General features: G+C 72.7%; 11 protein-coding genes. 5 read left to right on the forward strand and 6 right to left on the reverse strand.

Going from position 1 to position 11,774, the window contains the following annotated elements:
* Positions 1–97 precede the first annotated feature (97 nt).
* Together F563_RS0108805 and F563_RS24775 are read left to right on the forward strand one after the other, a co-directional pair.
* Positions 98–1,498, forward strand: a complete 1,401-nt coding sequence (locus F563_RS0108805; protein ID WP_019014299.1) for an MmgE/PrpD family protein — start codon at positions 98–100, stop codon at positions 1,496–1,498.
* Between the two features lie 60 nt (positions 1,499–1,558).
* Positions 1,559–1,711, forward strand: coding sequence for a hypothetical protein (locus F563_RS24775; protein ID WP_156825121.1), 153 nt, complete (start codon positions 1,559–1,561; stop codon positions 1,709–1,711).
* Between the two features lie 7 nt (positions 1,712–1,718).
* On the opposite strand, the gene F563_RS22100 is transcribed toward F563_RS24775, so the two are convergent.
* Together F563_RS22100 and F563_RS22105 are read right to left on the reverse strand one after the other, a co-directional pair.
* Positions 1,719–2,084: a hypothetical protein gene (locus F563_RS22100; RefSeq protein ID WP_019014301.1), complete on the reverse strand. Its 366-nt coding sequence runs from the start codon at positions 2,082–2,084 to the stop codon at positions 1,719–1,721.
* Between the two features lie 46 nt (positions 2,085–2,130).
* A complete protein-coding gene (locus F563_RS22105; RefSeq protein ID WP_019014302.1) occupies positions 2,131–4,284 on the reverse strand; it encodes a ComEC/Rec2 family competence protein in 2,154 nt (717 codons plus the stop codon).
* A 74-nt stretch (positions 4,285–4,358) separates the two neighbouring features.
* On the opposite strand from F563_RS22105, the gene gltX reads away from it, so the two are divergent.
* The 3 genes from gltX (at position 4,359) to F563_RS0108835 (ending at position 6,604) form a co-directional block, all read left to right on the forward strand.
* Entirely contained in the window at positions 4,359–5,756 is a 1,398-nt protein-coding gene (gene gltX / locus F563_RS0108825; protein ID WP_019014303.1) for a glutamate--tRNA ligase, read from the forward strand.
* Positions 5,756–6,211 carry a DUF3429 domain-containing protein gene (locus tag F563_RS0108830; protein ID WP_019014304.1) on the forward strand — a complete coding sequence of 152 codons (456 nt, stop codon included), beginning with the start codon at positions 5,756–5,758 and terminating at the stop codon, positions 6,209–6,211. The genes gltX and F563_RS0108830 overlap by 1 nt, the downstream gene beginning before the upstream one ends.
* 84 nt (positions 6,212–6,295) lie before the next feature.
* A complete protein-coding gene (locus F563_RS0108835; protein WP_026299444.1) occupies positions 6,296–6,604 on the forward strand; it encodes a hypothetical protein in 309 nt (102 codons plus the stop codon).
* 6 nt (positions 6,605–6,610) lie between these two features.
* Here the strand turns inward: F563_RS0108835 and dnaE are convergent, their stop codons facing one another.
* From dnaE to F563_RS0108855, 4 genes are read right to left on the reverse strand one after another with little or no spacing between them, the layout of a single operon-like run.
* On the reverse strand, positions 6,611–10,027 hold the full coding sequence (dnaE, locus tag F563_RS0108840; RefSeq protein ID WP_026299445.1) for a DNA polymerase III subunit alpha: 3,417 nt from the start codon (positions 10,025–10,027) through the stop codon (positions 6,611–6,613).
* Positions 10,027–10,497: a MaoC family dehydratase gene (locus F563_RS0108845; protein WP_019014307.1), complete on the reverse strand. Its 471-nt coding sequence runs from the start codon at positions 10,495–10,497 to the stop codon at positions 10,027–10,029. Before F563_RS0108845 ends, dnaE begins: the two co-directional genes overlap by 1 nt.
* A gap of 7 nt (positions 10,498–10,504) precedes the next feature.
* On the reverse strand, positions 10,505–10,903 hold the full coding sequence (gene gloA / locus F563_RS0108850; protein WP_019014308.1) for a lactoylglutathione lyase: 399 nt from the start codon (positions 10,901–10,903) through the stop codon (positions 10,505–10,507).
* 43 nt (positions 10,904–10,946) lie between these two features.
* Complete coding sequence (locus tag F563_RS0108855; protein ID WP_019014309.1) at positions 10,947–11,774, reverse strand: LpxI family protein; 828 nt, start codon at positions 11,772–11,774, stop codon at positions 10,947–10,949.

An 11,774-nucleotide genomic window follows, 5' to 3' on the forward strand; every position in this document is an offset into this window, starting at 1 on the left:
GCGTTCGCGCACGCGCGCCATGCTCCCGCTGTCCCTGGCCCGAGGCGACAACCGCTCCTAGAGTGGCCGGAACGCAGATCGGGCAGGAGGAACGGCCATGGCGGCGGTGACGACGGAACTCTCGGCGTGGTGCGCCAGGATCACGCCCGCCTCCCTGCCCGAGCAGGTGCTGCGGCGCGCCGCCGCGCTGACGCTCGATCTGGTCGGCAACATGGTGCGGGCGCGGCACGACGCCGAGAGCACGCCGGCGCTGATCGCGGCCGTCCGCGCGCTCGGGCTCTGCGGCGGCGAGGCGACGGTGTTCGGCGATCCGACGCGCTACACCCCGGCGGGGGCGGCGCTGCTGAACGGCGCGCTCGGCCACTCGCTCGACTTTGACGACACCCACGCTGCCGGCAGCCTGCATCCGGGCGCGCCGGTGATCCCGGCCGCGCTCGCCGCCGCCGAACTGACCGGCGCGACGGGGGCCGACACGCTCGCCGCGATCGTCGCCGGCTACGAGGTGACCTGCCGGCTCGCCCTCGCCCTGCCGGCGGGCGAGCACTATGACCGCGGCTACCACCCGACCGCCACCTGCGGCGCCTTCGGGGCGGCGGCGGCGGCGGGGCGCGTGTTCGGGCTCGACGCAGGCGCGATCGCGGATGCACTCGGCATCGCGCTGAGCCAGGCCGCGGGCAGCCTGCAGTTCCTCGCCAACGGCGCCTGGACCAAGCGGTTCCAGGTCGGCTGGGCGGCGATGGCGGGGCTCGCAGCGGCGATGCTCGCACGCGAGGGCTTCCGCGGCGCGGCCGAGGCCATCGAGGGGCGGCATGGGTTCCTGCGCGCCTATGCCCCCTCGCCCACGCCCGAGCGCGTGCTGGAGCAGCTCGGCACGGTGTTCGAGACCATGCACACCGCCGTGAAGCCCTACCCCTCGTGCCGCTATGGGCATGCCGCGATCGACGCGGCGATCGCGCTGCGCGCCGAGCATGGGCTCACGGCCAATGGAATCGAATCGGTCACGGTCGGCCTGCCGGCCAAGGGCATGCTGCTGGTCGGCGCGCCGCACGAGCAGAAGATCGAGCCGAAGAATGTGGTGGACGGGCAATTCAGCGGCCCGTTCGTGGTCGCGGCCGCCCTCGCCACGGGCGCGATGGGCTGGGACAGCTACCGGCTGCTCGATGACCCGGCCGTGCGCGCGCTCGCCCGCAAGGTCCGCTGCGTCCAGGACCCCGAGATCGAGGCCGAGTTCCCCGCCAACATGTCGGGCAAGGTGACGGTGAAGACGACGGCGGGCGAGGTCTCGCGCAAGGTGGTGGTGCCCAAGGGCGAGCCTGACAATTTTCTGACGGATCAGGAACTTGCGGCGAAGTTCCACGGGCTGGTCGATCGCGTGATGGGCCAGGAGCGGGCGGCCGCGCTGGCCGAGGCGGTGCTGGGCCTCGCCACGGCACGCGATGTGGCCGGCCTGATGCGGCTTGCCAGCCCGCTTCCCGCGATGCGGCTCGCCGGCGAATAGGGGAACGCCTCCGCCCCGCGTGCGTTGGGTTCCGGTATGCCGGAACGCATGAGGAGGATCATGACCGGGACGGCGAAGGACGACGCCCCGCCGTTGATGGAACCGGCGCCGCGGGCGCGCCAGGCCGAGCGGACGGGCCTGTGGCGGATTCTGACGATCTCGGTGCTGGTGGCCGTGGTCGCGCCCGGAGTCGTCCGGGTTGCGACTGGCTGACCGGGCCTCAGAACGGCGTGCGGCTCAGGCGCGGGTCGGCGATATCGACATAGCCGCGGCTGAGCGCGCGCTCCAGCGCCTCGAAGGCCATCCGCGTCTCGTCATAGGCGCTGCGGAGCTTCGAGAGCCGGGCGATCTCTTCGGCGGTGACCGCGCCGCGCGTGTCCTTGCCGAGCGACAGGGCGGCGGCGAGGTACTCGGCGCGCAGCCGCGCCACCATCGTGGCGAGACGCAGGAACGCGTCGCGGGTGAGTTCCGGGACGCGCTGGCCGATGACGGCCCGGTTGGCCTCGCGCACGCCGTGCTCGACCTCGTCCAGAAGCCGCTTCTGGGCGCGGTACCAGCCGGGGTCGGTATCGGCGATCGGGGGCATCGGTCTCCTCCGATCGGACCATGGACCCCAGCACCTTGAGAAAGCGTTACTCGTCCAGCGGCGCCGGCGGCAGGGCGTCGGCCTCGCGCTGCGCCCGTGTGCGCGGCACCGGCGCCACCCAGGGCCGCTCGCCGCGCCACGCCCGGTCCGACAGCACGACCGGCGGGTCGCCCAGCCACACCGCGTGCGCGCCGTCGCGCCAGACCGAGAACCGGTCGATCGCGGCCGAGCCGGTGCAGCGCCCCCAGACCGGCTCGGCGGAGACCACCACCGCGACCCGTCCGCACCAGCGCCCCGGCGAGTCGCCGCGCAGCAGCACAGCCGACCCTCCCATCACGCAGGCGCCCGGCGTGCAGTCGATCGACGCAGCCGGCCGCCCGGTCTCGGGCAGGGGGACGAACGCGAGTCCACCCGAGCGTTCCTCCCAGATGCCCCGCACGAACCGGCTCGCCCCCGGCAGGCTCTGCACATGCAGCGCGCCCTCGGCGCGGATCGCGATCAGCCGCGCATCGGGAGACACGAGGATATCGGGTGGGCGGGCGAGCCACGGCGAGGCAAGCCCGAGCGCGAGCGGCAGCACGGCGAGCAGACGCAGCCGCGTGCGCCAGAGGCAGAGCCAGCAGAGCCCGAACCCGCAGGCGGCGACGCCCCAGACGGGCATGGCCGGCAGGCGCGGCGCCGCCCCGGGCCAGGACGCGACCTCGTGCGCCACGGCGAGCATCCCGCTGATGCCGAACGCCATCGGCCGCAGCGCCATCCCTTCCAGCCCGAGCGGCATCAGCGCCAGCGCCGCCATGCCCCAGGGCATCACCCAGACCGAGGTCAGCGGCACCGCGAGCGCGTTGGCCGCGATGCCGTAGACCTGCACGCGCTGGAAGTGGAACGCCGCGAACGGCGCGGTCGCGGCCGAGGCGACGAGCGACGTGAACGCAAGCGCCAGCACGCCGTAGCCCGCCCGCACCAGCAGCCTGCGGTGTCCGCGCGGCGACAGCCAGGTGCCGCGCGCGGTTTCCCAGGCCGCGATCAGCGCCAGCACCGCGGCGAAGCTCATCTGGAACGAGGGGCCGAGCAGCGCCTCGGGCTGGATCAGCAGCACCACGCAGGCCGCGAGTGCGAGCGCACGCAGGCCCACGCCGCTGCGGTCGAGCACCACCGCGAGCGCGAACAGCGCTGCCATGGCGATCGCGCGCTGCATCGGCACCTGGCTGCCCGTCAGCAGCATGTAGCCGAGACCGCCAACGATTCCAGCGACCGCGGCGATCTTCTTCACATGCAGGTGGAGCAGCGCCCAGGGCCAGAGCCCGAGTGCGAGCCGCACCAGCAGGAACCCCAGCGCCGCGACGATGCCGACATGCAGCCCGGACACCGCCAGCAGATGCGCGAGCCCCGAGTCGCGGATACGCGCGAGCTCGCCGGGCGGGATCGCGCCGCGCTGGCCCGTCAGCAGCGCCGCCGCGACCGCGCCCTCGGTGCCGGGCACGGCGGCGAGGGTGCGCGCGACCACGCTCTGACGCAGCGCGGCAAGTCGCTGGCCGGTCGAGGACGGAGCAGCGGGCGCGAGGACATCCACCGGTCCGAGGGCAAATCCCACGCCGCCGAGCCGATCAAAAAAGGCCACGCGCTGGAAATCGAAAGCCGCGGGTGCGGCGGGCGCTCCGGGTGGGCGGACGAGGCCGCGTAGCCGCACCCGGTCGCCCGGCGTCAGCGGGGTCGCATCCCCTGGTGCGAGACGAAGGCGCAGGTCGCGTGGCAGCGCCGGCTCGTCCGGCCCCAACCGCACGGCCGAGAGCCGCACCCGCCGGCCCTCCGGGAGCACGTCGACCGAGACCACCGTGCCCTCGGCGACCACGGCGCGGAACGGCAGCTCGTGCACTGCCGGTGGCATCGCCGCGGTGCGGAGCTGTGCGGCCGAGAATCCCGCGGCGACAGCCAGGGCCGCCACGGCCACCGGCAGGGCGCGCAGGGTGCGGCGGCTGAGCATCACCGCGCCCAGCGCCAACACCAGCGCTGCCGGCCCTAGCCAGAGCGGCGGCTCGCCGGCCAGGGCGAAGTACCACGCCACCCCCGCCGCCATGGCCACCGGCAGCCACAGGAACAGCCGTGACCGTTCGGCGGCCGCGAGCGCGCCGAGTCCGGCGAGCCGACCGCGCCAGCCCACCCGGTCGACCGTGCCGAACCGGGCAAGCGCGACGGTGCTCATGCGCCCGCAACCATGACGCGCACTCTACAGCCGCCCCGGCCGCGTGCTAAGCGACCGCGCCCGGAGGAGTTCCGATGTCCGTCGTCACCCGCTTCGCCCCCTCGCCCACCGGCTTCCTGCACATCGGCGGCGCGCGCACCGCGCTCTACAACTGGCTGTTCGCGCGCCGTCATGGCGGGCGCTATCTGCTGCGCATCGAGGACACCGACACGGCGCGCGAGGTGCCGGGCGCGGTCGAGCAGATCATCGAGAGCCTCACCTGGCTCGGCATCCCGCCCGACGAGCCGCCCGTGTCGCAGCGCGCGCGCCAGGAGCGCCACGCCGAGGTCGCGCGCCAACTCGTCGCCATGGGGCGTGCCTACTACGCCTACGAGACGCCCGAGGAGCTTCAGGCGATGCGCGAGCGCGCGACCGCCGAGGGCCGCCCGCCGCGCTACGACGGCGCCTGGCGCGACCGCGACCCGGCCGAGGCGCCGCCCGGTGTGGCGGGGGCGATCCGGCTCAAGGCGCCGCGCGAGGGCGAAACGGTGGTCGAGGATCTCGTCCAGGGCACGGTGCGGGTCGCCAATGCCGAGCTCGACGACATGATCATCCTCCGCTCGGACGGACGGCCCACCTACCTGCATGCCGTGGTGGTGGACGACCACGACATGGGCATCACGCATGTGATCCGCGGCGACGACCACCTCACCAACACCTTCCGCCAGTGCCAGGTCTATGACGCGATGGGCTGGGCGCGACCGGCCTTCGCCCACATCCCGCTGATCCACGGCCAGGACGGCGCGAAGCTCTCCAAGCGCCACGGTGCGGTGTCGGTGCTCGATTTCCGCGACCAGGGGTATCTGCCCGAGGCGGTGGCGAACTACCTGCTGCGGCTCGGCTGGGGCCATGGCGACATCGAGGTCATCGCGATGGACGAGGCGGCGCGCATCTTCGATCTCGCCGATGTCGGCCGCGCCGCCGCCCGCTTCGACTACCAGAAGCTCGCGCATCTCAACGGGATCTGGCTGCGCCGTGCCGACGACGAGCGGCTGACGAAGCTGGTGCTGGAACGCCTCGCGCGCCGGACCGAGGGCGCGGTCGGCGCGATCACCGCCGAGCGCATCGCCAAGCTCATGGCGGGGCTCAAGGAGCGCGCGCGAACCCTCGAGGATCTGACGGATGCCGCGGCGTTCCTGGCGCGGGCCGTACCGCTGCCGATGGAGCCCAAGGCCGAGGGGCTCCTGACCCCCGAGGCGCGGATCGCGCTGCGCGAGCTGGCCGCGTCGTGGAACGGCGTGGCGTGGGAGCCGGCGGCGCTGGAAGCCGCCACGCGCGCCCATGCGGAGGCCAGGTCGATGAAGCTGAAGGATCTTGCCATGCCGCTGCGAGCGGCGCTGACCGGCTCGACCACCTCGCCGCCGGTTTTCGACGTCGCCGCCGCGCTCGGCCGCGAGGAGACACTCGCCCGCATCGCCGCCGTGTCGGGCTGATGGCGCGCGGCCTGCCCTTCCCGGCGTTCTGGCTCGGGTTCGGCGGCCTGATCCCCTTCGCCGCCTGCGCGGCGGGCGCCTTCATCGGCCCTGAGGGGTGGCGGGGTTTCGCGCTCATCGCGCTGATCGGCTATGGCGCGGTGATCCTCGCCTTCCTCGGCGCGGTGCATTGGGGGCTGGCGCTTGCCGCCACCGCCGAGGCCGAGACACGGCACGCGCGCACCCGGCTCACCCTCGGCGTCGTGCCGGCCCTGATCGCTTGGGGTGCGCTGATGCTGCCGGCCTGGGCGGCGTTGACGGTCCTGATCGCGGGCTTCCTTGGCGTGTGGGCCGCCGAGGAGAGCGGCGCCCGCGAGGGGCTGGTGCCCGGGCGCTATCTCTGGCTGCGCCGCCTGCTCACCCTCTCCGTGGTGGTGATCCTCTCGGCCGTGCTGATGGGGCTGCTGTTCGGCTGACACCCTGCATACACACGCGGGGATTGATTTGCCTCCCCCCTTTAACGTCTCATTAACCACCGGGACCTCGCAGGGGATTGGGTCATGCACAAGGACGATACGGGACAGGTCATTCCATTCCCGATGGAGCGCGTGCGTCAGCCTGCGCGCGGCCAGGATCGTCTGGCGGCAGCCCTCGCCTCGCTCGAGGCCGCGCTCGCCGAGCAGCGCGAGGCCATGGCCGGGTTCCGCGCCACGCTCGGCGAGCTCGGCGCTGCGGTGCACGCGCTGGAGGGTGGCGCGGTGGGGCTCTCGACGCGACTTGGCGCCCTGCATCGGCAGGTCGGCAGCGTGAACCGCTCCGCGCGTGACCTGGAGGCCTGGGCCGACGGCGTCCTCGCCCGCGCCCGCTGAGGGCGGTTACACCTCCTCGACCCGCAGCACGCCCGGCAGCGCCGCGATCGCCGGCACCAGCGCCGGCGAGATCGCGTAGCCGCCCAGCAGCGCGACCTCGATCTCCTGGCCGTTCTCCAGACGCGGCGCCAGGATGACCCGTCCCCTGCCCCGCCCGGCCTCGCTCAGGATCGCCTTGATCGGCGCGATCGCTGCCGTGTCGGCGAGCCACGCCTTCAGCCCGGTGCCGGCGGCCGCCACCGCGGGATCGAGCTTCTCCACCTCCACCGCCGTCAGCCGCACGGTCTCGCCCTCGGCGCGCGCGTCGGCGGTGACGAGCAGCCGCTCGCCCGCGACCAGCAGCGGACGGACTCGGCTCAGCACCTCGCTGAACAGCGTCACCTCGAAACTGCCCGAGGCGTCCGACATCCGGAGCCAGCACATCTTCGCGCCGGTGCGGGTCGGACGCTCCTTCGCGGCCACCACGGACCCCGCGAGCTTGATGCGGCCCGCGCCGGCCCCCACGCGCTGGGCGATCGCGGCGGCGCGCACCACGCCGAGCCGCCGCAGCGCGACCGCATAGGCATCGAGCGGATGCTTGGTCAGGTGGAACCCGACCGCCTCGGCCTCGTGCGCGAGCCGGTCCATGACCGGCCAGTCCGCCACCTCCGGCAGCCGGAGCGGCTCGGGCCCGTTGGCCCCGAACAGGCCGATCTGATGGCTCGCGCGGTCCTCGGCCATCGCGGCGGCGCGGCGGATGATCGCCTCGGCCCCCTCGGCGATGCGGCGCCGATTGGGTTCGATGCTGTCGAAGGCGCCGGCATGGGCGAGGTACTCGATCTGCATCCGGTTCAGGTTGCGCGGATCGATGCGCGCGGCGAAGTCGGCGACCGAGCGGAACGGCCCGCCGCGCTGTCGCTCGGCGACCAGGCCCCGCATCGCCGCGAGCCCGACCTTCTTCACCGCTGCGAGCGCGTAGCGGATGCGCAAGGCCCCGTCCGCGCCGCGTTCGATCTGGAAATCGGCGTCCGAGGCGTTCACGTCCGGCGGCAGCACCTCGATGCCCATGCGCTCGGCCTCGGCCTTCAGGGAAGCGAGCTTGTCGGTGTTCGCGATCGCAAGCGACATCGAGGCGGCGAGGAACACCACCGGATGGTTCGCCTTCACCCACGCCGTCTGGTAGGCGACCAGCGCATAGGCCGCGGCGTGGCTCTTGTTGAAGCCGTAATCGGCGAATTTCTCCATCAGGTCGAAGATCTCGGCCGCCTTGGCGGGATCGATGCCGCGCGCGACCGCGCCCTCGGTGAACACCGCGCGCTGCTTCTCCATCTCGGCGCGGATCTTCTTGCCCATCGCGCGGCGCAGCAGGTCGGCGCCACCCAGCGAGTAGCCCGCCAGCACCTGCGCGATCTGCATCACCTGCTCCTGGTAGACCATGATGCCGTAGGTCTCCGCCAGGATGTCGCGGATCGCCTCGTGCGGCGGCTCCCACGGTTCGCCGTGCTTGCGCGCGCAATAGGCCGGGATGTTCGCCATCGGGCCCGGGCGGTAGAGCGCGACCGCGGCGATCAGGTCCTCGAAGCGGTCGGGGCGCATCTGGCGCAGCACGTCGCGCATGCCCTGGCTCTCGAACTGGAACACGCCCGCCGCGTCGCCGTGCTGGAGCATCGCGTAGGTGCGCGCGTCATCCAGCGGCAGCCGGTCGAGGTCCACCTCGATGCCGAGCGATCGCAGCATCTCCTGCGCGCGGCGGAGGATCGTCAGCGTGGTCAGGCCGAGGAAGTCGAACTTCACCAGCCCCGCCTGCTCGACATGCTTCATCGAGTACTGCGTGACCAGCATCTCCGAACGCTGATCGCGGTAGAGCGGAATGAGCTCGATCAGCGGCCGGTCGCCGATCACCACGCCCGCGGCATGGGTGGAGGCGTGGCGGTAGAGCCCTTCGAGCTGGAGCGCGATCTCCATCAGCCGTGCGACCTGCTCGTCCTCGTCGCGCATCGCGCGCAGCATCGGATCGCCCTCGATCGCCTGCGCCAGCGTCACCGGCTTGGCCGGATTGTTCGGGATCAGCTCGGCGATCTTGTTCACAAGACCGAAGGGCAGGCCGAGCACGCGGCCGACATCGCGCACCACCGCGCGCGCCTGGAGCTTGCCGAAGGTGATGATCTGCGCGACACGATCGGCGCCGTATTCGCGCCGCACATAGGCGATCACCTCGTCGCGCCGGTCCTGGCAGAAGTCGATGTCGAAATCGGGCATCGACACGCGCTCTGGGTTCAGGAAACGCTCGAACAGCAGGCCGAACCGGATCGGGTCGAGATCGGTGATCGCGAGCGCCCAGGCGGCCACGGATCCCGCCCCCGAGCCGCGCCCCGGCCCGACCGGAATCCCCTGCGCCTTGGCCCACTGGATGAAGTCGGCGACGATCAGGAAGTAGCCCGCGAAGCCCATCTTCTCGATCACGGAGAGCTCGTAGTCGAGCCGGTCGCGATACGGCCTGGCGTCGGCCTCGCTCACGCCGAGGACGGCGAGCCGGCGCGCGAGCCCCGCTTCGGCCATGGCGCGCACCGTTTCGGCTTCGGTCCGGCCGGGCTGGACCTTCGGACTCACGGGCAGCAGCGGATCGCGCGGCCGCGCCATCACCGCGCAGCGGCGCGCGAGGGCGATCGTGTTGTCGCAGGCCTCGGGCAGATCGGCGAAGGCCGCGCGCATCGCCGGCTCGTCCTTGAACCAGTGCTCCGGCGTCACCCGGCGGCGGTCCTCCTCCGAGAGCAGCCGCCGATCGGCGATGCACAGCAGCGCATCGTGCGCCTCGTGCATCGCGGGGGTCGCGAAGAAGCAGTCATTGGTCGCGACGATCGGCAGGCCGAGCGCGTCGGCGAGCGCGAGCATCGCCGGCTCGGCGATGCGCTCCTCGGCGACGCCATGACGATGCAGCTCGACGCAGAGCCGATCGCCGAAGCGATGGGCCAGGCGTTCGAGCCAGTGCCGTGCGGCCGCCTCCTGCCCGTCGAGCAGCAACCGCGCGAGCGGACCGCGCGTGCCGCCCGTCAGCAGCAGCAACCCCTCGGCGTGATCGAGCAGCGTCGCGAGGGTCACATGCGGCAGCGCCCCAGGCGCGGGATCGAGATGCGCGCGCGAGGCGAGCCGCATCAGATTGGCAAGCCCCGGCTCGTCCTTCGCCAGCAGCACCACGGGATCGGTGTGGAGCGACGCGGCGTCCGCACCCTCGCGCGCGAGGGCGAGCTCGATGCCGACGATCGGCTGGATGCCGGCCTTGGCGCAGGCGGAGGAGAACTCCAGCGCGCCGAACAGGTTGTTTGTGTCGGTCAACGCCACCGCCGGCATGCCCGCCTCGGCCGCGAGCCTGGGCAGCGTCTCGAGCTTGATCGCACCCTCCGACAACGAGTAGGCGGAGTGGACGCGAAGGTGGACGAAACCCATCAGCCCGCCGCGTCGGGCGCAGGCGTGCGGCAGCGCACGAGGCCCGCCGCCGTCCACGACAGCACCTGCTCGCCCTTCTGGTTGAAGGCCTCGACGCGCTGGCGGACAATGCCGCGATCGGGCTTGGAGCGCGAGCGCCGCGCCTCCAGCACGGTGGCCCGCCAGCGCAGCCGGTCACCCGGCCGTACGGGCGCGAGCCAGCGCAGCTCGTCGAGACCCGGCGAGCCGAGCCCATGGCGCGTCAGCACGTGATCGACCAGCATGCGCATCGTGAGCGCCGCGGTGTGCCAGCCCGAGGCGATCAAGCCGCCATAGGGGGTGGCGCGCCCGCCCTCCTCGCTCAGATGGAACGATTGCGGATCGTACTCGCGCGCGAAGGCGACGATCTCCTCGGCGGTCACCGTGCGGTCGCCGAACGCGATCGTCTCGCCCTCGCGGTAGTCCTCGAACCAGCGATCGCGCGGGTCCATCGCCGCCTCAGGATGGCTTGCGCTCGATCAGCTCGATCTTGTAGCCGTCCGGATCCTCGACGAAGGCGATCACGGTGGTGCCGAACTTCACCGGTCCCGGTTCGCGCGTCACCTTGCCGCCGGCGGCGCGCACCTTCTCGACCGCGCTCTTGATGTCGGGCACGCCGATCGCGAGATGGCCGAAGGCGTTGCCCAGCTCGTACTTGTCGACGCCGTAGTTGTAGGTGAGCTCGATCACCGCGTTCGACGCCTCGTCGCCGTAGCCGACGAAGGCGAGCGTGTATTTGCCCTCGGGCACGTCGCGGCGGCGCAGCTCCTTCATGCCGAGCAGCTCGGTGTAGAACTTCACGCTGCGGTCGAGATCGCCGACCCGGATCATGGTGTGCAGGAAACGCCCGTCGCTCATGGAGTCCCTCCTCGGATGAGGGGGGCAGAGTAGGCGGACGCGCTCAGGGCGTGAAGCGGCGCGCGACCAGAAAGAGACCGCGCGCATTGGCCGCGTCGATGGTCGCCGCGCGTTCCGGCATCAGCGTGCGCTCGGCCTCGATCGCGATGCCGGCGAGTCCGGCCGCGGCCGCGCCCTCGACCGTGCGCACGCCGATGGTCGGCAGATCCGCGCGCAGCTCCTGGCCGGGCTTGGCCCGCTTGACCAGGACGCCACCGGGGCCGTCACGGCGTAGCCCGGCACAACGCGCGAGCAGCGCATCCGTGCCCTCGATCGCCTCGACGCCGAGCACGAGCCCCTGCTGCACCACCACCGCCTGGCCGACATCCGCCTCGCCGAGCAGGCGGCAGACCGCAGCGCCCCGCAGGATGTCGGCCTCGTCCTCGGGTGTCGGCGCGCGCGAGGTCAGCACGCCCTCGGGCGCGGTGAGCCCCGCCATCACCGCCTGCACGCCATGGACGCGGAACCCCTCCTCCTCGAGCACGCGCACGATGGCGGCGAGCAGACCGTCATCGCCGGCGAAGGCGGCACGCCCGATCCGCGCGAGCAGCCGTGCGCCCTCCGCATCGGGCATCAGCGTGAGCAGGGATGGTCGGCGCACCGTGCCGACGAGCACGAGATCCGTGACGCCATGCGCGCGCAGTTGCGCGAGCCCCTCGCCCACCGCGCCGAGCCTCATGGAGCCATGAGGAAAAGCCGCGACACTCGCGCGGTCGGCATGACCCTCGAGCGCGAGCACGAACACGGGACGGCCGGTGGCGGCGACGGCGGCCGCGAGCTGCGCGGGCACCTGCCCGCCGCCGGCGATGATGCCGAGCGTGCCGTCGGTCAC

The organism is Elioraea tepidiphila DSM 17972 (assembly GCF_000378465.1).
In the GTDB taxonomy this organism is placed as follows: Bacteria; Pseudomonadota; Alphaproteobacteria; order Acetobacterales; family Acetobacteraceae; genus Elioraea; species Elioraea tepidiphila.